Origin of the sequence: Simiduia sp. 21SJ11W-1 (assembly GCF_024138675.1) — a bacterium.
Lineage (GTDB): Bacteria > Pseudomonadota > Gammaproteobacteria > Pseudomonadales > Cellvibrionaceae > Simiduia.
This window is the reverse complement of record NZ_CP090959.1, coordinates 2,985,495-3,005,670: the sequence shown is the minus strand read 5'-3', so window position 1 is coordinate 3,005,670 and position 20,176 is coordinate 2,985,495. Positions and strand designations below refer to the sequence as shown.

Annotated in this window: 18 protein-coding genes; 7 read left to right on the top strand and 11 right to left on the bottom strand. The window is 55.5% G+C overall.

All coding sequences use genetic code 11. The features are described 5' to 3' along the window. Positions 1-2 precede the first annotated feature (2 nt). The 6 genes from L1F30_RS13145 to L1F30_RS13120 all read right to left on the bottom strand — a co-directional run bounded on the left by L1F30_RS13145 (position 3) and on the right by L1F30_RS13120 (position 3,743). The gene (locus L1F30_RS13145; protein ID WP_253356690.1) at positions 3-1,007 is read right to left on the bottom strand and encodes an ArsJ-associated glyceraldehyde-3-phosphate dehydrogenase; all 1,005 of its coding nucleotides are present in this window, start codon (positions 1,005-1,007) and stop codon (positions 3-5) included. 40 nt (positions 1,008-1,047) lie between these two features. Further along, positions 1,048-1,392 carry a metalloregulator ArsR/SmtB family transcription factor gene (locus tag L1F30_RS13140; RefSeq protein WP_253356689.1) on the bottom strand — a complete coding sequence of 115 codons (345 nt, stop codon included), beginning with the start codon at positions 1,390-1,392 and terminating at the stop codon, positions 1,048-1,050. Positions 1,393-1,518: 126 nt separating this feature from the next. Further along, positions 1,519-2,295: a hypothetical protein gene (locus L1F30_RS13135; protein ID WP_253356688.1), complete on the bottom strand. Its 777-nt coding sequence runs from the start codon at positions 2,293-2,295 to the stop codon at positions 1,519-1,521. Between the two features lie 116 nt (positions 2,296-2,411). Then, on the bottom strand, positions 2,412-2,975 hold the full coding sequence (locus L1F30_RS13130; protein ID WP_253356687.1) for a TMEM165/GDT1 family protein: 564 nt from the start codon (positions 2,973-2,975) through the stop codon (positions 2,412-2,414). A 38-nt stretch (positions 2,976-3,013) separates the two neighbouring features. Continuing rightward, entirely contained in the window at positions 3,014-3,244 is a 231-nt protein-coding gene (locus tag L1F30_RS13125; RefSeq protein WP_253356686.1) for a GDCCVxC domain-containing (seleno)protein, read from the bottom strand. Positions 3,245-3,320: 76 nt separating this feature from the next. Further along, entirely contained in the window at positions 3,321-3,743 is a 423-nt protein-coding gene (locus L1F30_RS13120) for a MerR family DNA-binding protein (RefSeq protein ID WP_253356685.1), read from the bottom strand. Between the two features lie 75 nt (positions 3,744-3,818). Here L1F30_RS13120 and L1F30_RS13115 point away from each other — a divergent pair, with 75 nt between their 5' ends. Next, positions 3,819-4,637, top strand: coding sequence for a sterol desaturase family protein (locus tag L1F30_RS13115; RefSeq protein WP_253356684.1), 819 nt, complete (start codon positions 3,819-3,821; stop codon positions 4,635-4,637). Here L1F30_RS13115 and L1F30_RS13110 read toward each other — a convergent pair. Together L1F30_RS13110 and L1F30_RS13105 are read right to left on the bottom strand one after the other, a co-directional pair. Then, the gene (locus tag L1F30_RS13110) at positions 4,608-5,165 is read right to left on the bottom strand and encodes an acyloxyacyl hydrolase (protein WP_253356683.1); all 558 of its coding nucleotides are present in this window, start codon (positions 5,163-5,165) and stop codon (positions 4,608-4,610) included. The two genes, L1F30_RS13115 and L1F30_RS13110, sit on opposite strands and share 30 nt — an antisense overlap. 65 nt (positions 5,166-5,230) lie before the next feature. Continuing rightward, positions 5,231-6,250, bottom strand: coding sequence for an AraC family transcriptional regulator (locus L1F30_RS13105; protein ID WP_253356682.1), 1,020 nt, complete (start codon positions 6,248-6,250; stop codon positions 5,231-5,233). Positions 6,251-6,420: 170 nt separating this feature from the next. On the opposite strand from L1F30_RS13105, the gene L1F30_RS13100 reads away from it, so the two are divergent. Further along, positions 6,421-7,266, top strand: coding sequence for a fatty acid desaturase (locus L1F30_RS13100; protein ID WP_253356681.1), 846 nt, complete (start codon positions 6,421-6,423; stop codon positions 7,264-7,266). A gap of 15 nt (positions 7,267-7,281) precedes the next feature. Here L1F30_RS13100 and L1F30_RS13095 read toward each other — a convergent pair whose 3' ends face one another. The 3 genes from L1F30_RS13095 to pepN all read right to left on the bottom strand — a co-directional run bounded on the left by L1F30_RS13095 (position 7,282) and on the right by pepN (position 11,327). Further along, on the bottom strand, positions 7,282-7,929 hold the full coding sequence (locus L1F30_RS13095) for an NAD(P)H-binding protein (protein ID WP_253356680.1): 648 nt from the start codon (positions 7,927-7,929) through the stop codon (positions 7,282-7,284). Then, on the bottom strand, positions 7,926-8,492 hold the full coding sequence (locus L1F30_RS13090) for a cob(I)yrinic acid a,c-diamide adenosyltransferase (protein ID WP_253356679.1): 567 nt from the start codon (positions 8,490-8,492) through the stop codon (positions 7,926-7,928). Before L1F30_RS13090 ends, L1F30_RS13095 begins: the two co-directional genes overlap by 4 nt. 213 nt (positions 8,493-8,705) lie before the next feature. After that, positions 8,706-11,327 carry an aminopeptidase N gene (pepN, locus tag L1F30_RS13085; protein WP_253356678.1) on the bottom strand — a complete coding sequence of 874 codons (2,622 nt, stop codon included), beginning with the start codon at positions 11,325-11,327 and terminating at the stop codon, positions 8,706-8,708. A 252-nt stretch (positions 11,328-11,579) separates the two neighbouring features. On the opposite strand from pepN, the gene L1F30_RS13080 reads away from it, so the two are divergent. The 5 genes from L1F30_RS13080 (at position 11,580) to scpA (ending at position 20,174) form a co-directional block, all read left to right on the top strand. Further along, positions 11,580-12,620 carry an AraC family transcriptional regulator gene (locus tag L1F30_RS13080; protein WP_253356677.1) on the top strand — a complete coding sequence of 347 codons (1,041 nt, stop codon included), beginning with the start codon at positions 11,580-11,582 and terminating at the stop codon, positions 12,618-12,620. A gap of 367 nt (positions 12,621-12,987) precedes the next feature. Then, a complete protein-coding gene (locus tag L1F30_RS13075; RefSeq protein ID WP_253356676.1) occupies positions 12,988-14,667 on the top strand; it encodes an acyl-CoA carboxylase subunit beta in 1,680 nt (559 codons plus the stop codon). 41 nt (positions 14,668-14,708) lie between these two features. Continuing rightward, positions 14,709-17,567: a biotin/lipoyl-containing protein gene (locus L1F30_RS13070; protein ID WP_253356675.1), complete on the top strand. Its 2,859-nt coding sequence runs from the start codon at positions 14,709-14,711 to the stop codon at positions 17,565-17,567. 3 nt (positions 17,568-17,570) lie between these two features. After that, positions 17,571-17,981, top strand: a complete 411-nt coding sequence (mce, locus tag L1F30_RS13065; RefSeq protein WP_253356674.1) for a methylmalonyl-CoA epimerase — start codon at positions 17,571-17,573, stop codon at positions 17,979-17,981. Positions 17,982-18,032: 51 nt separating this feature from the next. Beyond that, complete coding sequence (gene scpA, locus L1F30_RS13060) at positions 18,033-20,174, top strand: methylmalonyl-CoA mutase (protein WP_253356673.1); 2,142 nt, start codon at positions 18,033-18,035, stop codon at positions 20,172-20,174. Positions 20,175-20,176 lie beyond the last annotated feature (2 nt).

Below are 20,176 nucleotides of genomic sequence, written 5' to 3'. Positions count from 1 at the left end.
GGCTATGGGTGCCTACTGACAAATCGGGCCAGGTCTATTACACGGTTGGCGTAGCCCCATTCGTTGTCGTACCAGGCGTAAATTTTTACCTGGGTGCCGTTAATCACCAATGTTGAAAGCGCATCAATGATGGAAGAGCGCGCATCGGTTTTGTAATCGACGCTCACGAGTGGGCGGGTCTCAAAGCCCAAAATGCCCGCAAGCTCGCCTTGGGCTGCGGTTTGCAAAAGCGCGTTTACTTCCTCAGCGTTGGTTTTACGGGCGACTTCAAACACGCAATCGGTGAGTGAGGCATTGGCCAAGGGTACGCGCACGGCGTGGCCGTTCAACTTGCCCTTAAGCTCGGGAAAAATGTGCGTAATGGCCGTGGCTGAGCCTGTGGTGCTGGGAATTAAACTCTGCCCACAGGCGCGCGCACGGCGCAGATCTTTGTGGGGTGCGTCCAGAATGGTTTGGGTGTTGGTGAGGTCGTGAATGGTGGTCATGGAGCCGTGCACAATACCAAGAGATTCGTGAATCACTTTCACCACCGGGGCCAGGCAGTTGGTGGTGCAACTGGCTGCCGTCACAATGGGATGTTCGGCCGAGTTAAACAGATGCTGGTTAACGCCCATCACCACATTCAATACCCCCGCCTCTTTAACCGGCGCTGTGACTACCACGCGCTTCACGCCTTGGTCTAGGTAGGCTTGCAAATCTTGCGAGCGGTTAAATTTGCCGGAGGCTTCAATCACCAGATCGCAGCCCGACCAATCGGTATCGGCAATGGCGCTGTTGTGGCTGCACGGGATTGGCTTGCCGTTGATGCTAATGGCCGTTGCAGAGTGCTCCGCTGTGTTGGCCCAGCGCCCGTGAATGGAATCAAAATTCAACAGGTGCGCCAGCGTTTCTGGGCCACCGGCGGGTTCGTTAATGTGTACAAATTCCAGCGGCGCCTGATTGAAACCGGCCCGCAAACTCAAGCGGCCCATGCGCCCTAATCCGTTGATACCTACTTTGATGCTCATGATGTTCTCGTGTGCTGGGTTGTGTATTGGTTGTTCAGGGTTAACAGCAGGCGCGCGCGCGTGCCGGGCGATCGCCCATTTTCGCGAGCTGTGCAACCGCAGGGGTTAAAAAGCGGGGGTTGGCTGCCAACGTATCGGCCAGCAGTGATTGGCACCATTCGGGCAGTGTGGGGCTAAGCCTGTAATACACCCATTGGCCTTGGCGCCGATCTTCCAGCAGGCCGCCCGCCCTTAACTGCGCCAGGTGGCGCGATATTTTGGGCTGGCTTTCCCCGAGCGCGCAGGTGAGTTCGCACACGCAAAGCTCGCCCTCGCGGGTGATCAGCAGGAGGCTCTTGAGGCGGGTTTCATCGGCCAGCAATTTGAAAAAGGCAGTGGGTTGCACGGCAACTCCCGGGCTTTGGCAATTTCCGTGCAATATATATGAAAATTCGTATATATGAAATATCGTATATGCGGCCTGAATCCCAGCCAGTTGAGTGACCTTCAGCTGAGTTATGGGCTTTGCGTGCTAGTGGGGTTCGCTAAATTGGTGCAAGGGGTGGGCGGGGTTATTGAGCTGGGCCTTAATTGCGGCCGCCAGCGGCGCGGCCAAATCTGCGTGCTGGCTATTGAGGTAGGGGTAGGCACCAAAGCTTGCCAGTACGCCAACTCGCGTGGGTGCGGGCAGCTGGGTTTTGTTTACCGCAGCACCCATCAGTGCGCCCGGAGCGGCAACAAGGTTAATGCGGCCGGCGTGCAGCATGCGCAGGCCACTGGTTAGCTCGGTAAATAAAATGCGCTTGTGTGAGGGCAACGTTGCCAGTAGCAGGTCTTGCACCAGTGCGCCACGTTGGTAGCCAACGGTGAGATTGCGTTCGATAATCTGGGCCGTAGTGAGTGCGTCGAGGGTGGCATCAAAGCTGTAAAGGTTGATGTTAAACCGAATCAATTCGGCATCTACACGCACTAGGTTATGGTAGCCGCTCTCGGCCATCAGCTGGCCGTTGCGGGCACACTCGCCATCTACCCGCCCTTGATTTACGTCAACCAGGCTGCGTTTACCGGAGCGTTCTTTTAGCACGAAGTCGTAGCCGAGGCTGTCGAAGGCTGAGGTATAGAGCGCATGCAGTACGGCAATCACCCGTGAATCGGGTACCACGGCGCAGGTGAAGGTAATGGTTGGTCTTGCGTTCGGCGGGGCGGTGTCGGCCAGTGTGCCTGCGGCGCATAGGCACAGCGCAGCCACTAGCTGCACCAAGCGCGGCGAGGTTAGACGTGAGCGGTGGGCGCCTGAATTCGGTTGCATAGTTGCTTTTTGGCGGGCATACCTGAAGTCTTGAGTAATGAGTGTGATACGTCTATCAGCGGGTATTGGTTGTCAGTGTAGCGCTTAGAGTTGCCCCTTGCCCCTGTGTGGCTGGGCTAGGCCAATAGCTGGCCCGCCGCAATTACCCCAAGCCCGATAAACAAGGCCGCAGCCAGGCGCTGGGTTAGCGCCATGGGAATGCGCCGCATGAGCGATTCCCCCAAATACACTACCGGCACGTTGGCAATCAGCATGCCGAGGGTGGTGCCCAATGTTACCCACAAAAGTGACTGGAACTCGGCGGCGAGTACTACCGTGGCCACCTGGGTCTTGTCGCCAATTTCCGCCAGAAAAAACAGCACCAGCGCCACCATGAAGGCGCCGTATTTGTCGAAGCCGGGGTTTTCGTCATCGGGTTTGTCGGGCACCAAAAGCCATGCACCCAGTGCAATAAAACTGATGGCCATGGCAGCCTGCCCCCAAGTGGCATCCAGCACGCCACCGAGCCAGTGGCCAAGCCAGGCCGATGCCCCGTGGTTTACCAATGTGGCCACCAAAATGCCCGCAACCAGTGCCGGTTTGTTGGCAAAACGCAGGGTGAGCACCAGTGCCAGCAATTGGGTTTTATCGCCAATTTCAGCCAGGGTAACGGCCAGGGTGGCAGTGAGAAAGGCGTCCATGGGGCCTCCGGGTTAATTCAGGAGGCGCAGTCTAATGATCAGGCAGGCTTGCGGCAAGAATCGCCCAGCTGTACAGGCGGGCAGGGGATGGTGCCGTAAGAGCAAAATACGCAGCAATCGCCGGTTTTGGGGGTAAGCAATTCATTGCAGCTATTGCAGCGGTAGAACCACTGGCAGGCATCCAGGGGCATGTGCTCCAGCGCTGCAGCCTTGCAATGGGGGCAGGTAATTACGCTGCGAATTTGTGGAGTATTGGGTTTATTTTGCATCGTCTTGGGCCGGGCAGCTCCCGGAGGCCTGTGAGTTAACTGTTGGGCATTCTAAGGCCCGTAGTGGGGTACAGGGTCAAGCTTTGGAGAAGATTTCAATAATCGGGCACTGTTCGCCCCGGTTGTTGTGGCACGCCTGTATGAGCGACTGCAGTGCACTGGCTAGTTGTTGCAGGTCGTCGATGTGGCTTTGTACCTCGTTAAGCTTCTCGGTGGCAAGGGCCTGCACTTCGTTACAGGGCGCATTATTCAGGCTTAGCAGGTGTTTGATTTGTGCCAAACTGAAGCCGAGGCTCTGGGCTTTGCGAATAAACAAGATGCGGTCGCGCACCGCCTCCGAGTAGCGCCGGTACCCCTGCACCGGTTTTTCCGGTTGAGCAATGAGGCCTTCGCGCTCATAGTAACGAATGGTTTCTGTGCCAATGCCCAGTGATTTGGCAAGTTGGCCGATAGTGGCATTCATGGGGTTATCGCTGCTGGTGAGTCGGTGGTTTAGCATAGCAATAAATAATTAGAAGGGCATCCAATGGTCACGCTTTCGAATGAGTTTTGGGCCGTGCTTCAGGGAGAAGCATTGGCCTGGCTTGCCATTTTTACGGTGGATACCCTGCGCTACTTTGCAGGCGTGGGGGTGGTGCTGTTTGTATTATTTGTGTTGGCGCGCCGCTGGTCTGAACGCCGGCGTATTCAGCAACGGCGCGCTACCGGCGCCGATGTGCGCCGTGAAATCACCTGGTCGCTCGTAACCACGGCGGTGTTTGCGCTGGTGGGCTTGTTCACCATGCGCGTTGAGCAAAGCGGCTATTCGCTGATTTACATGGAGGTCGCCGAACGCGGTTGGGTGTACACGGTGTTGAGTGTGCCCTTGGTGCTCATAGTGCACGATGCCTATTTTTACTGGGTACACCGCTTCATGCATCACCCGAAGCTTTTCAAGCGCTTTCACCGGTTACACCATTTGTCACGCACGCCCACCTCTTGGGCCTCTTACAGTTTTGCACCGGGGGAGGCGGTGGTGATGGCGTTATTTATGCCGCTGGTGGTGGTGCTGATGCCACTGCATGTGGGGGTGATTTTTATTTTTCTGGCGGTGATGATTGTGCGCAATGCGATGGGCCATTGCGGTGTTGAGTTTCACCCGCATTGGTGGGTAGATACCCCGCTCGATGCACTCACTACGCCCACCCACCACGATTTACATCACCAGAAATTCAACGGCAACTACGCCCTGTACTTCACCTGGTGGGATCGCTGGATGGGCACAGAACTGCCCGGTTACAAGGCCGCATTCAAGCGTGCCGCTGCCGGGTGCGAGCGGGTGCCCGTCGTGGCCGATAAAGCCGCCGGGCCTTCCCTGCCGGGGCTAGAAACGATGCCCCAGCGTGAAAATTAACAGGCCGTCTATACCCTCGTTGGGTTTGCCCGTATCGGCATTGGAGTAGTGCCTGAAAGACACATTGGCCGTCCATTGTTGCGTATTACCCAAATATGCGCCCACACCCACCTGCGATTGAAACGCCCAGGAATACGCCTGCCGGCGCTCGCCCAAGCCGCGCGCAGATAAATACGTAGGCCCCAGTGCCCGCACAAAGAAAAACGGCTTAATGCCCTGTGCTGTGGGCAATTTAAGGGTGAGTTGCGGGTAAACGGAAACCGCCACCAGTTCGTTTATCTCGCCTTGATCTGTTTTCAGGTGGGTAATGCCCGCGCCCAAACTCCAGGTTTGAATGTCGCTGTATTGATGGTGCAGCATATTCACATCCACACCCACAAGCTGGTTGTGCTGGTTATCTGTGTGCAACTGTTTACCGCCACCGGCGTACACCCAAAGCTCGGCACCTTGCGTGGTTTGTGCCTGTGCAAGTGTGGTGGCAAGGAATGCAGCCGTGCAGCCAAGCAGGCGGGAAACGGGCTTTAACATAACGTCTGCTCTTTGAAAGTGGGCGTGTATGGTAGCGCGCCTGCAAGGCCGTTAGAAGCCGCGGCCTAGGTTTGCGCGCGGCGATAGGCCGACGGGGTAAACCCGGTCATGCGCTTGAAGCTGCGGCGAAAACTCGCGGCATCGTGGAACCCCAAAAGGCTTGCGATGGCATCCATGCTTAAATGTGGGTTGGCCAGGTACTGGCAGGCGCGCTCCAGCACCAGCTGCTCTTTTAGTGCGGTGAAGTGGGTGCCTTCTTTTGCCAGATTGCGAATCAGCGTGCGCGCGCTGATGTGCAGCTGTTCGGCCAAATCTTCAAGCGTCCAGAGTTGGCCCGGGTTGTTGCGCATAAGTTCAGCCACCCGCGCGCGATAGGGGCGTGGGTGGCTGGTGCGCGAGTGGGTGCCTGCGGTAGTGGCAAGCGCCGCTTCACACTCGGCCAGTGCTCGCTGGAATTGGGGCGCGTCGGCAAGGAGCGATGGCAAGGCAAGCAGTGACGTTGGAATCTCCCAGGCAAGCGCCGGTGCGTTAAAGCTTACCTCTGGCAAGTTCATCCAGGTGCGCGCGCCGGGTGGGTCATTCAATGGCAGGTGCAGTTGGCCATCAAACTCTTTGCCAATGCAGCTGCTAATGGCAGAACACACAGCGCCGGCCACCGCTTGGGTAAAAAATCGCGCAAGCCTACCCAGCGGCACTTGCGTGGTGAAACTTACGGTAATGCCGGTATTGGTGCGCTCAAGGCGCGGGTGAAAGAAAGGTTCGCGCAGGTGAATAAAGCGCGCCAGGCACTCCATGGCCTCGCCCAAACGGGGCGCTGAATAAAACGCCACGCCCAGTGCGCCGTGTGCCGAAAGCTGCAAATGGCGGCCGAGCCGCCAGCCAAGGTTTGCATCGCCACTGACTTCTAGCAGGTTCTCGTACCATTGCCATTGCTGTGCCAGCGGTAGTGCATGCTCCAGGGTCAACAGTTGCTTCTCGTTGAGGCCGGTGTTGGCAAACAGGCGGGCGGCTTGCTCTGCGTTGGGGTTTAAAAACCGGTAGGCAATGCGCGCATAGGTAAGTGGAAAGGGGGCGGAAATGTGCATGGGTTGGCCAATGTTTTCGTGTGCGCCATGAGTGTAGGTGTTTTGTCATCAAATGTCCCCCGGTTGTCACCTTGGGCTCTGGGGCGGGGCGGGCGGATGCGGCACCCTGAAGGCTGGCAGTTGCGCCTGGCGCAATCAGGCCGTAAAACAGGATAAAAAGCGGGGCACACATGAGCACAGAGCAAGCGTTTAAAGCAATGTTAAAAAGGCCTGAGATCGCCTGGCCCACCTTGGCCTTGTTGTTGGGGTGTTGGTTGGCGTTCGGGCTGAGTGTATGGGCCGCCATCACAGGCGGGCTGCATTGGGGAGCGGCTGTGCTCATTAACGCTATTGCTGCTTACGCTGTGTTTACTGTGGGCCACGATGCGGCGCACGGTGCGGTAAGCCGCCACCGTTGGCTAAACGACGGCGCCGGTTTTTTAAGCACCTTGCTGCTATCGCCAGTGCCGTTTTTCCGTATGTTCCGCTTTATGCATATGCAGCACCACCGGCATGTGAATGAACCGGTTGTTGATCCCGATCACTACTGCGGCACTGGCCCTTGGTATAGTTTGCCGCTGCGCTGGGCAACGCTCGATCTGTATTACATGTATCGCTATTTACAGCCGGGCTGTTTTGGCGCCCGTTCCCGTGCAGATCAAAGGGCGTTTTTGTTAGCGCTGGGCTGGGCGCTATTGGTGTTGTTATTTTTTGTGAGCACGCCTTATACCTATGAGTACTTGGTGTTGTTTATTTTACCTACGCGCATTGCGGTATTTTTTCTGGCCTTTTGTTTTGATTTTCTGCCGCACCACCCGCATCAGGTGCGCGCCAAAGATAACCCCCACAAGGCAACCGCTAATTTATTGTATGCAGATTGGCTGTTGTGCCCGTTGCTCACCATGCAAAATTATCACTTGTCGCACCACCTGTACCCCTCGGTGCCATTTTATCGCTACCGGGCCGCGTGGCGTGCACGGCCAGCTTCGGAATTTCCGGCGGCGGTTGATAGGCCCTTTGAGGTTACTGAAACCTAGTGGCTTGGCAGGGTGCTATGTGGGGCTTTCGCCCATGGCTTGTAGGTCGCCAGATTCCAAAACCACGGTGCCTGCGGTGTTTTCCAGGCACTGGGTGAGTAGCGCGCGGGCAATGGTGGCCGGTTTAATAGGCTGAAGGCGGGCAGGCAGTAATGGGCCCAACAATTTGGCGGCCCTTAGCCCTAAGGATTCTGCGGTGCGTTTTGGTGTGCGCTCTGTGTCTATTAATGACGGGCGTGCAATCACGGTGCGCGTAAATCCCAGTGCGCGCACCCCTTGTTCTGCCTCTGCTTTGGTATTCAAATATAAATTCTTGCAGGCCCTGGCGCCCAGCGATGACACCAGGCCAAAGCAGGTTGCATTGGCTTTTTTTACGAGGGCTGCGACCTCCAGGGGAATGCCCTTGTCGACGCGAATAAACTGATCGTCTGACCCGGCCTGTTTACGTGTACTGCCGAGTGCACAAATGGCAATGTCCACATGCCAGAAATCTGCCTCTGGGTCCAGTGCATCAAAATTCACAACCGGATTCATGAGCTTGGGGTGGGCTTGCAGTGGCCTGCGTGTGGGCGCAATCACCAGTGTAATCTGCTCTTGTTTCAGCGCTTGGTGTAGCAATTCTGCGCCTACGGCACCGGTTGCGCCCAAAATCAAAAGCCTCATTGGCCTTGCACCCACAGCACCTCGCTGCCGCCGTCACGGCGCGCAATGACCCGTGCGGCAACAAATAAAAAGTCACTGAGCCTATTTATGTAAGCGGTAAGTGTTGGCCGAATGCCCGGCAGTTTTGTGTTGGCATCGGGGGCGGCCAGTTGGGCAATGGTTCGCTCGGCGCGTCGGCACACGGCGCGCGCCTGGTGGCAAAAGGCTGCGGCTTTTGAGCCGCCCGGCAATATAAAGTTTTTAAGTGGTGGCAGGGTATCGTTGAGTTCATCTAGCCAGTTTTCTAGCTCGGCTGTGTGCTCGGCTTTTATCAGCTCATATTCAGGCAGGCAAAGTTCGCCACCTAAATCGAACAGCCGATGCTGTATGCGCGAGAGCCAGGGTTGGAGCGGGTCTGCCGCGGGCAGTTCTGCCACCAGTAGGCCCACTGCGCAGTTGGTTTCATCCACATCGCCAATGGCTTGCATGCGCAAGTCGTATTTTGCAATGCGCGCACCATCGCCCAAGCCTGTGGTGCCGTCGTCGCCGGTGCGAGTGTAAATTTTAGACAATCTGTTGCCCACGGGGTGCTCCTGTTTATGATCGGGTAATTTTAATATTGCGTGCATCTATCCTAGCAGGCCCACGGGCTTGGCCCAATGGTGAGTGAGGGGCGGGCAGGGCAGGCCTCTGGCGCGGCTGCCCAGATTGAAGCGGGGCGCCAGAGATTATCGCTTTGGCGTTAAAGCACCATAAAAAAGGCCACCCATAGGTGGCTTCGATATTACGCACCAGAGTTACAGCTCTGCATCCAGTTTTTGTTGCACCTTCACACAACGCGCTTCGGCTTGTGAGGTTTTCTTTATAGTTTTCACGACAGTAGCGGGAAGCTCAGGGTTTTCAGCCAAGGCCAAAAGCGTGGCCTGTGCCTCCAGCGAACAGTGGCGGGGTATGAGAGACCCGGCAAAAGTCGCCTGCAGTACCGGCGATTGCACATTGGTCATGCGGTTGAAGGCCGCCATGATGTCTGCTTCAAGCTCAAGGTTTAACCCGTGTTGTTCAACGGGAATCAACCCCCACAAGATGCTGCGCATTTCGCTGTAGGCAAATTCGCTGCTTGCTTGGGTGGCCTCGTTAATCCATTGGCGCTTGATTTCTGCATTGGGCGCTTGCGAAAGGGCCGCGGCCTGGTTCACTTTGCCGCCGGCGGATTGGTCTTCTTCACTCAACTTGGCCACCCAGTGTTCGGCATTGGGGTGTTGCTCGCGCACCAGTGCACCGGCAATGCGCCAGCGGTCATCCAGGCTTAACTCTGCCTTTTCAAGCAGTGTAATGGCCTGTGGCAATTGCGTGTGCAACATGCTTAACCAGGTGCCAAACCAGGCGCGTTGTGCCGCTCCCGCTTGTTTTTGGTAGCCCTGCCAGGCCATTTGCTCCAGGCGCTTTCTGTAAAGCGCTGCTCTTGCGCCATCGGTGTTGCGCACATAAGGGCGCAGCACCAGGTAGCTGTAGGCGGTTTCAACGCTGCCTAGGGCCGAGCGCAATAGCGTTGGGTTGGTTTCAGCGGGCAGGTTTTTAAGGCCTAAATCCAGCAGTGCAGTGGCCGAAAGCTTGCCGTCAATCATAGATTCATACAGGCTGCGCCAGATCATCGCTTTCTGGATGGGGTTTTTGAACGCGCCCAGATTATTCTGTAAATAATCAACCGACTGCTCGTCTAATAAAATGCGCGCAAAGGTGTAGTCTGAAACATTTGGCAATACAAATGCCGGGCAGGCTTTACCTACCGCTTGCGGTTGTGGGTTGCTGGCACCGGTTACATTGACATCAATGGTGGTTTTGTTGCCATCTTTGCCAATGAGTAGCGCATCCAGCTTGTGGGTGCGCAGACTACCGCTCACGTTGGCCGGGTACTGCACCATATCGAAGTGGGTGATGGCGCCGTTGTCACAGCTGAATTTCGCCTGCAGTGCGTTCACGCCGGCGGTTTCAAGCCATTGGGCGCTCCAGGTGCTTAAATCTTCACCGGCCACTTCACTGAGCGTGGCCAGAAAGTCTTTGAGCTGGGCATTTTTAAAGGCGTAGCGATCAAAGTGCAGCGCCAGGGCTTGCTGGAATTTATCGTCGCCTATGTAGTGTTTTAGTTGAATCAGTGCCGAGGCACCTTTGGCGTAAGTGATGCCATCAATACTTGCCATCACCACTTCGGTATCGGGAATGTCTTGCACGATGGGGTGGCTGGTGATCCATTGATCTTCGTTGTAGCCCCAACTCTTGCGGCTGCCGGAAAAGCTGTCCATGGCTTCGGTGAATTCCGTGGCCTTGGCGGTGGCGTAGTAGCCCATGAAATCTGCAAAGCTTTCGTTAAGCCAGATGTCGTCCCACCATTTCATGGTAACCAGATTGCCAAACCAGTGGTGTGCCAGTTCGTGCATTACCACCATGGTCATGGTTTCCTGGTCTTTACGTGTGTGGGCACGGCGTGGCTGCAGGCGCTCGGTAAAGGTAACGGCGCCTACGTTTTCCATGGCGCCAAAGTTGAAATCGGGCACCAGTACTTGGTCGTACTTGGAGAAGGGGTAGTCGTATTCGAAATACTGTTCGAAGAAATCCATACCCTGGCGGGTGACTTCAAACCACTGCTCTACACCAACATATTGCGCGTAGCTTTGGCGGGCAAACAAGCGCATGGGTACCTTGTGGCTGTTGTCTTCCCACACTTTGTAGGGGCCTGCATGCAAAGAGAAAATATACGTAGAAAATAACTCTGTACGCGGGAAATGCCAGCGTTGGTAATTTTCTGAAAGCGGCTCTACTTGTGATTCCCGCTTGGCTGAAATCACCTGCCAGTGCGCTGGTGCATCCACCACCAAGGTGTAGGTGGCTTTGAGGTCTGGCTGATCGAAGCCCGGAAACACTTTGTTGAAGTGGTAGTCTTCAAATTGCGTGTATAAATAGGTTTCGCCGTCTTCCGGATCTTTAAACCAATGCAGGCCGGAACCATCGCGGCGGTAGGGGTGGGTGTAGTGAATGGTAAGCGCCTGTTTGCCGGTGCTGAGCGCGCTGGCAGGCAAGGTGATGTAAAAACCGTTGTGATCCACAGCCACAGGCTTGCCGTTTAGCTCGATGTTTTGCACCTCGCCGTCAATCATGTCCAGGGTAAGGGGCCGGCTTGCATCGGAAAGATCAAAGCTGATGTGCGCGGTGCCAGTAAAGGGCACATTGTCTGCCGGTAATTTAAGCGCGAACTTGTAATGCACATTGCTCACCCGCTCTGCGCGTGCGGCAGCGACGTGGCGCTCGAGTAAGGGTGCGTCTTTACGCGTGAGCGCGGTCGATTTATCCGGCGCATTGGTGCAGGCAAGCAGCGCGCTGCCGGCCAGGGCAACAATGGCAATTGAAGTGAACCAGGATTTCATAGCGATAAACCCATGTATTGGAATAATTAACGTCATTAGGATTAAGCGCGATCTAATGGCTGCACCTCGGCGTTGCCATCGCACCGTAAATTGACGGTTCAACCGTGCCTGGCCGCAAGGTTAATCGCTGGTGTGGCCTTGGGTGTTCGGTTGGACGCGCCAAGGGCTCGCTTTGGCGTAGCTGGTGTGTGCTGCCTGCGCTTTGGTAAGATTTAAGCCCGCACCCTCACAGCTGGATAACGGCACATCTTCATGGCGACCATTGGCACTCATTACATCAAAAGCGCACTCGGTGGTGCCAAGGCCCGAGGCCTGAACCCCAAGGCGTTGCTGCGCATGGCGCGCATTCCCGAGCGCCCGCTGCGCGACCCGAAGGCGCGTATTCATGTGGATTTGGTGGCCAGGCTCTATTACGGCATCGCCAAAGCACTCAACGATGAGTTTATGGGCTTTACCGAGCGCCCCATCAAACTTGGTACCTTCGCCTTGATGGCCGAGTGGGTATCAACGGCGGAAACCTTAGAGGGCCTGCTGCAGCGTGGCATCCGGTTTTACAACCAGATTACCGATGAATTGCAGATGTCGCTCGATTACGAAGGCGAGCATGTATATCTCACCACAGTGTTCAAACGCCCGGAGCTGGATTTCGAGCACTTTTATATTGAATATTGGCACGTCATCTGGCATCGCTTTGCCAGCTGGTACATCGGTAAGCCCATAAAACTTGTGGGCGCCTACATCAACTACACACCCATCGATGCCGAAGAATTCCGGTTGTTATTTCGCTGCCCAACGCACCTTAAAAGCAAGGTTAACCGTTTGGTGTTTCACCGCGGTTATTTGAGCCAGCCACTGGTTAAAAGCCGGCGCGAGCTGCAGGTGTTTTTGCGCCGCGCCCCTATCGACATGCTCACCATTCCCGGCGAAGACACAAGCCTTACCGCGCGTATTAACCAGCTGCTAAAACCCCAGCAGGGCCAGGTGCTGGCGTTGCCAAATGCGGCGGAGGTATCAAACCTTTTAGGCATCAGCGAGCAAACCCTGCGCCGTCGATTAACGGCAGAGGGCATCAGCTACCAGCAAATAAAAGACAACCTGCGCAACGATGTGGCCACAGAGTTGTTGGCAAATCGCAGCCTGTCCATTAGCGAGGTGGCCAGGCTATTGAGTTTCAGTGAGCCGCGCGCCTTCACCCGGGCATTTCGCCAATGGCAAGGCAAAACCCCCTCCCAATTTCGTGCCGAGCGTGCAGCCCGTGGCGCCCTGGATTTGCCCGACCACCTGTTCCGTTAGCCATTTGCCAGGCAGCCACGTGCGTCACGGGCGCGCGCGCTCGTGGGCTATGCTGTGAAGCAGGCGCCATGGGGCGCGGGGTTACGCCCTAAACTTCTGCCGCAATAGACAAAAACCATCAAAGCTTAAGACATATAGCGACATTACGTGGTTGATAATGTCTATTTTATGTATAGATTTTTGTGATTGGTTTCAGTTGTAATTAATTATATTGTTATACAAATCAATAATATAAGATGAATTTGTGTAATTTTTAGGCGAATCGTGCGAGTTTTTAAGGTAGACATTGTTGTTTATCATCGCGCCATCTGTAATAGGCCGGCCTTTTAAAGGCCCTTACCCATAGTTAAAGACTCTTGGAATTGCCATGACAAAATCAGCCACGCCAAAAGTGAGCCTGGAGAACCCCTTCGATACCGCGCGCCCGCAGGAGTTTTCGGTGCCGGGGCAAGCCAGCTACGAGCCAGGCCTGTATGAGGCCAGCCTGCAACAGGGCTACGATCTGATTCAGCGCCCGCGCAAGGCCGCAGGCGTGCGCAACATTCAGCGCCAACACGCCAAGGGTCGCATGACCATTTGGGAGCGCTTGTCGGTGCTTACCGATGAAGAGCCCACGGTACTGTTTCAAAACTGGGGCAAGAATCTCGATGGCGCCTCGCTGGTAACGGCGGTGGTGAAAATTGGCGGGCGCGATGTGGCAGTGTACGGGCACGACTTCACCGTGCGCGCAGGCTCTATGGATGCCACCAACGGCAAAAAGCTCGCGCGCCTGTTTGAGCTTGCGGGCAAGCGCCGCATTCCCCTGGTGGGCCTGAACGATTCTGCCGGCGCCTATGTGCCCGCCGGTGTTGGCGGGCTCGATGGCTATGCCGAGGCCTTTACGGCGCTGCGCAAAATCTCGGGCGTGGTGCCATCTATCATGTGCATGTTTGGCTTTAACGCAGGCGGCGGCTCATATTTGCCACGCCAGGGCAGCTTTTTAATTCAGCCAAACAACACCTTTTTCGGCTTAACGGGCCCGGGGGTTGTGAAATCGGTGCTGGGTGAAGATGTCACCCCCGATGAGCTGGGTGGCCCAGGCGTACATTCGCAATCCGGCGTTACGGATTTTGTGGTGCCAGATGAAGTAGCCGCGCTTCGCAAAGTGCGGGCGTTGTTGAATTATTTGCCCAGCAACAACAGCGAGCTGGCACCCTTCCAGCCCACCTCCGATCCGGTAGATCGCAAGACCTGGGATATCGACATTCTGCTGAAAAAAGCCTTTAACTCCCCGAGCGGCTTTAATACGCCCCTGGATATCTCCATCATCATTCAGCAGCTGTGTGATCACGGCGATTTTATGGAAGTGCAACCCGATCGCGCGCGCAACACCATTACCGCCCTCGGGCGCATGGGTGGCAATGTGGTGGGTTTTGTGGCCAACAACTCGGCGGTGGCCTCGGGCCAGATAGACATAGACGCCGCCTATAAAAATGCGCGCTTCATCCGTTTTTGCAATCTCTACAACATCCCCGTGATTTTCATGGAAGACACCACAGGCTTTTTGCCCGGCAAAGAGCAAGAGCAAAATGGCATTGTACAAGCCGGCCGCGCCATGCTAGATGCCATTATTGATCTGCGCACGCCGCGCTTTTTGGTGATTGTGCGCAACGCCTTTGGTGGTGCCTACGCCTCCTATAACAATTACCCCACCGGCGCCGATCTGGTGGTGGCCCTGCCGTCAACCCGCGCCGCCGTAATGGGGCCTGCCGGTGTGGAATTTGTGTACAAGGAAGAGCTGCAAAAAATGCGCGCCGAAGTATCGCTGCGCATCGCCGGCGGTGAAGATGCAGCCTCGGTAAAAGCCTGGCAAACAGAGCAGGAGGCGGCGCTGAAAGTACGCTATGAACGCGAGTTGATGAACCCCAATGAAGCACTATCGCTGGGTTCAATTTCACAAATTGTGATGCCCTGTGATCTGCGTGCGCTACTGTGCAAAAACATGGCATTTCATTTGGCGCACTATGTGGCTGAGCCTTTTAACGGCGTGCAGCGTGAATTTCACTGAGCCACGGCTCATGGCAAACAAAAAATACAGAGACTGACACAGTGGAACACTCAAACAATTATTACTTAAATAACCCGCTTATTCACCGCGACCGCCGCCTGGGACAGGCCGATAGCGCCTGGGTAACATCCTTCGATTGCGCGCATATTCGCCCGCTCATTATTTGCCGTGGCCCCATTCGCAAAGAAGCCATGGATGTGTTTGAAGAAATGGGCATAAACCACTATGGCATTTTGCTCTCTGAAAAAGATTCAATTGTTTACCAGAATGCACTGGCGCCGGAGCTGCGTAAACTGACAGACCCAAGTCGCGTACACCGCGTGCCCGATTACACCGGCGCCAACAAGGCCGAGCGGGAAAGTCGCATTGGGCAAATTATTAACATTGCCCGCGCCAATGGTTACAACGCCATTTTTGCAGGCTATGGCTTCATGGCCGAAGATGAAACCATGGTGGCCGCTATGGAGGCCGCGGGCCTTAATTTCATTGGCCCCTGTTCGCGCACCGTGCATGATGCGGGCCTAAAAGATGAAGCCAAGCGCACAGCCTTGAAGGTGGGTGTGTCGGTTACACCGGGGGTAGATAACGCCACGGCCCTCACGCTTTTGAAAAAATGCCCCGATACCGCAGCGCTGCAGGCGCTGGTTCATGAGCACGGGCTGGCAGTGGATGGCAGCAAACTGTCTGATAGCGCCACAAGCCTTGAAGAAAAGGCCGATCTTGTGTTGGCCGGAAGTTACGACAAGGGCATAGATCTCTACACCATTGCCGAGCTTTCCGAGACCATTCGCGAGCAAGTGATGGCGATGAGCCGCGATTACCCGGAAAATCGCATTCGCCTGAAGGCCATCGGCGGCGGTGGCGGTAAGGGCCAGCGCATCTTGAACTCGCCTTCTGCCTATGAAGGTGATTTGGCCTCACGCATTGAGCAAGCAGCTGCCAAAGCGCCGGAGCTTGTGCTTGAGATTTTAAACGAGGTAAAAACCACAGGCGTTGGCGACAACAAAAACGTACTGGTAGAGCTCAATATTGAAACCACCCGTCACCAGGAAATCCAGGTGATTGGTAATGGCGATTGGGCGCTCGCGCTCGGCGGGCGCGATTGCTCATTGCAAATGCACGAGCAAAAGCTGCTGGAAGTTTCGGTTATCTCAGAAGATTTGCAAGCCGCACTGGCCGAGGCCGAGCAAAGCGGCAATGAAACCGAAGCCCGCGTGCTGCGTCAGGATATTCAAACCCTTGAAAAAATGGAGCAGGAATCAGAGATCTTTGGGCGCGCGGTAGGGCTGGACTCTGTGTCTACCTTCGAGTGTATTGTTGATCGCGACAAACACTTTTTTATGGAAATGAATACCCGTATTCAGGTAGAACACCGAGTAACCGAGTTGTGTTACGCCCTCAAATTTACCAACCCCGAACAGCCCCACGAAAGTTTTGTGGTGAACTCGCTGGTTGAGGCAATGGTGTTGCTGGCAGCCCACGGCCCCAGGCTGCCCAAGCCTGCCCGGGTAATGCGCCACAAGGCGGCTGTTGAAGCGCGGCTGAATGCAACCAATCAGGCCTTGCAGCCCCACGCAGGCGGTGTGATTGAAAAGTGGTCTGATGCAATCTCCGGTGAAATCCGCGATGATCAGGGCATCAGCCTGCACAACCCCGATACCGATGTGTTCATGAAGTATCACTTAGCCGGCGCCTACGATTCCAACATTGCGCTGCTTTTGAGCGTGGGTGATAACCGCCGCCAAACCTACGAGCGCATGGCGGAAATTTTGCGCGTTACCCAATTGCGAGGCAAAGATTTAGCCACCAATCTTGAGTTTCACTACGGCCTGGTGAATTGGTTTTTGGGTAACAACATCAACGCCCGGCCAACCACGCGCTTTATTGTGCCCTACCTCACAGCTGTTGGCCTGCTGAAACAAGCGGCCGACAATCAGGATTTGGAATACGCCTACCAGCAATTGTGTGCCGAATTGGCTGCACGTGCTGAGGCCAGTGAGCAAGAGGCCCTGCAAGCGGTGCTGGCACAGAAACAGCTGCTCATTACCCGCCCAATTGCCTTGCTGTTAGAATCTCCCCATGTGTTGGCCGGGTGGGTGTCTATCCACAAGCACCACGCAGAGCTAACCCCGGCGGGCATTCGCTGGCGCATTAACCCCGTGCACTTGTTGGCCGACACCTACAATTTTCTGAACATGGATTACCGCGCGGATCGCCCAGCCGCCAACATGATTTGGGATCACGATCACCAGGTGCTGAGTGCGGCGCTTGCGTTTTACAGCTCGCTGGAAGAAAAGCTTGGCGAGCGCGATTACAACACCATGGCCACACTGCTGGAGGCCCCCGCCCAGGAAGGCTTTGACGACACCACCTGGGCCAAGGTACAGGCCGCCCACCGCGGTTATCAGGCAGGCATGGAAATACTGGCGCTGCCCATGTACCTGGCCACGCAAACGGCATTTTTTGAGCTGTGCGTGAATGAAGATTTAACCATCACCATTCCAGAGCGGCTGGCCGATACCAAATTGCAGGCCGCCATGGCCAAGGTGCTGGTGCCGCCGCCGGTGGCAAAATCTGATGAAATTCTGGCCACAAGCGGTGGCATGTTCTATGCGCGTGAGGCGCCCGGGCGCCCGCCGTTTGTGGAAGTGGGCAGCCGGTTCAAGGCCGGTGATCCGCTCTACATTGTTGAAGTGATGAAAATGTTCAACAAGGTGAACGCCCCCTTTGCTGGCACCATTGATGAAATACTGATACCCGATGACGGCGCCATCATCAAAAAAGGCCAGCCGTTATTTAAAATAACGCCGGCAGAAAAAATAGAAATCGAATCGCCCGAGGCCGTTGCTGCCAGGCGCCGTGAACAAACCGACAAATTTCTGGCCAGCATCAAGGGATAAATTATGATAACTGCACTCGATCACATCGCCATTGCCGTGCCCGATTTGGAGAAATCCATCAAGCGGTTTATGGAGGATTTTGGCCTGCCCTATAACGGCCGTGAAGACGTTGCCAGTGCGAAAACCAGCACCGCGTTTTTCCCGTTGCCGGAAACGCAAATCGAACTGGTACACCCCTTAAACGGTGAAGGCCCCATTGCGGGGTTTCTGGAAAAGCGCGGTGCAGGCTTGCACCATTTGTGCTTTCGTACAGACGACATAGAGGCAGACGTTGCGCGGCTAAAAGGCAAGGGTTACCAGTTTTTATCGGAGGCGCCCTCCATGGGCGCGCACAATTGCAAGGTGATTTTTATTCACCCCAAAAGCTGTGACGGCGTGTTGATTGAATTGAGCCAGCCCATGGGCGAGCACTGATTACACGCGATTTAACATGATTTCGCTCGCCAAGCGGGCATAGAGGCTCTGATGACAGAAAAGAAATATACCCTGGCTGAATGGGAAGCCCTGGCAACCAAGCAGTTGAAAGGCTTAACGCCCCAAGACCTTACCTGGCATACGCCGGAGGGCATTCACATCAAGCCGCTTTATACCCGGGCCGATCTGGATAAGCTGCCCTATGCCGATACGCTGCCGGGCCTTGCACCCTACGTGCGTGGCCCGCAGGCCACCATGTACGCAGGCCGCCCCTGGACCATTCGCCAATACGCTGGCTTTTCAACGGCCGAAGAATCCAACGCGTTTTACCGTAAAAACCTGAAAGCCGGTGCGCAGGGTGTGTCTGTGGCTTTTGATCTGGCCACGCACCGTGGTTACGATTCAGATCACCCGCGGGTAGCCGGTGATGTAGGTAAAGCCGGTGTGGCCATCGATTCCGTGGAAGACATGAAGATTCTGTTCGATGGCATTCCTCTGGATAAAGTTTCTGTTTCCATGACCATGAACGGCGCCGTACTGCCAATTTTGGCAAACTACATAGTGGCGGCAGAAGAGCAGGGTGTGGGGCAAGATAAGCTTGCCGGCACCATTCAGAACGACATTCTGAAAGAATTCATGGTGCGCAATACGTATATTTACCCGCCTGCGCCTTCCATGAAAATTATCGGCGACATTATTGGCTACACAAGCCAGCACATGCCCAAATTCAACTCCATTTCCATTTCCGGGTATCACATACAGGAAGCCGGTGCCGATGCGGCGCTTGAGCTTGCCTATACGCTTTCTGATGGCCGTGAGTATGTGCGCACGGCGCTGGCTGCGGGCCTGGATGTAGATGCCTTTGCCCCGCGGCTGTCGTTTTTCTGGGGTATTTCCATGAACTTCTACATGGAAATCGCGAAGCTTCGCGCCGGCCGTTTGCTGTGGCATAAAATCATGGCAGAGTTCAAGCCGCAGAACCCCAAGTCATCTATGCTGCGCACCCACAGCCAAACTTCCGGCTGGTCGCTTACCGAGCAAGACCCATACAACAATGTGATTCGCACAACCATTGAGGCGATGGCCGCGGTGTTTGGCGGCACCCAGTCGCTGCACACCAACGCGCTGGATGAAGCCGTAGCACTGCCTACGGAATTCTCGGCCCGCATTGCCCGCAACACCCAAATTATTATTCAGGAAGAAACCGGCATTACCCAAGTGGTAGACCCATGGGGCGGTTCCTACATGATGGAAACCCTGACCCAGGAAATTGCCGATAAAGCCTGGGAGCTGATTGAAGAAATTGAAGAAAACGGCGGCATGGCCAAAGCCATTGAGGCGGGCCTGCCGAAATTGCGCATTGAAGAATCTGCCGCCAAAAAGCAGGCCCGCATTGACCGTGGTGAAGACGTGATTGTGGGCGTGAATAAATATGTGCTCGATGAAGAGGAAGATCTGGAAATTCTTGATATCGATAACGTGGCCGTGCGTGAATCGCAGATCAAGCGCATCAATCAGGTGCGTGGCAGCCGCAACAATGCCGCCGTGCAGCAGGCGCTGGCCGACATTACTGCAGCCGCCAAAACCGGGCAGGGTAATCTGTTAGACTTGTCGGTAAAAGCGGCAAGGCTCAGGGCCACGGTGGGAGAAATATCAGACGCGATGGAAGAAGTATTCGGGCGGTACAATGCACAGGCGCGCACCATCTCCGGTGTGTATGGCGCCTCATACGAGAATGACCCTGAGTGGACCGCCATCAAATCCGACATTGAAGCCTTCGAGCAAACCGAGGGCCGGCGCCCGCGTATGTTGGTGTGTAAAATGGGCCAAGACGGCCACGACCGCGGCGCCAAGGTGATTGCCACAGCCTTTGCCGATGTGGGTTTTGATATTGATTTATCGCCCATGTTTTCAACACCTGAAGAAGTGGCGCGCCAGGCAGTGGAGAACGATGTACACGTGGTAGGCGTATCATCCCAGGCGGCCGGCCACAAAACCCTGATTCCCGAGCTGATTGCCGAGCTTGAAAAACAAGGCGCTACAGACATCATAGTGGTGGCCGGCGGTGTGATTCCCAAGCAGGATTATCCCTTCCTTGAGCAGGCAGGTGTTAAGGGCATTTTTGGCCCGGGCACAAAAATTCCCGTGTCTGCCCGCCAGGTATTGGAAGCCATTAAAGCCGCCCGCAATTAGGT

Coding starts and splice junctions, on each gene's coding strand:
- L1F30_RS13105 (WP_253356682.1), bottom strand. CDS start 6,250: ATGCACATTTCCGCCCCCTTTCCACTTACCTATGCGCGCATTGCCTAC.
- L1F30_RS13100 (WP_253356681.1), top strand. CDS start 6,421: ATGAGCACAGAGCAAGCGTTTAAAGCAATGTTAAAAAGGCCTGAGATC.
- L1F30_RS13075 (WP_253356676.1), top strand. CDS start 12,988: ATGACAAAATCAGCCACGCCAAAAGTGAGCCTGGAGAACCCCTTCGAT.
- L1F30_RS13110 (WP_253356683.1), bottom strand. CDS start 5,165: ATGTTAAAGCCCGTTTCCCGCCTGCTTGGCTGCACGGCTGCATTCCTT.
- L1F30_RS13145 (WP_253356690.1), bottom strand. CDS start 1,007: ATGAGCATCAAAGTAGGTATCAACGGATTAGGGCGCATGGGCCGCTTG.
- mce (WP_253356674.1), top strand. CDS start 17,571: ATGATAACTGCACTCGATCACATCGCCATTGCCGTGCCCGATTTGGAG.
- L1F30_RS13125 (WP_253356686.1), bottom strand. CDS start 3,244: ATGCAAAATAAACCCAATACTCCACAAATTCGCAGCGTAATTACCTGC.
- L1F30_RS13135 (WP_253356688.1), bottom strand. CDS start 2,295: ATGCAACCGAATTCAGGCGCCCACCGCTCACGTCTAACCTCGCCGCGC.
- L1F30_RS13095 (WP_253356680.1), bottom strand. CDS start 7,929: ATGAGGCTTTTGATTTTGGGCGCAACCGGTGCCGTAGGCGCAGAATTG.
- L1F30_RS13080 (WP_253356677.1), top strand. CDS start 11,580: ATGGCGACCATTGGCACTCATTACATCAAAAGCGCACTCGGTGGTGCC.
- pepN (WP_253356678.1), bottom strand. CDS start 11,327: ATGAAATCCTGGTTCACTTCAATTGCCATTGTTGCCCTGGCCGGCAGC.
- L1F30_RS13130 (WP_253356687.1), bottom strand. CDS start 2,975: ATGGACGCCTTTCTCACTGCCACCCTGGCCGTTACCCTGGCTGAAATT.
- scpA (WP_253356673.1), top strand. CDS start 18,033: ATGACAGAAAAGAAATATACCCTGGCTGAATGGGAAGCCCTGGCAACC.
- L1F30_RS13120 (WP_253356685.1), bottom strand. CDS start 3,743: ATGCTAAACCACCGACTCACCAGCAGCGATAACCCCATGAATGCCACT.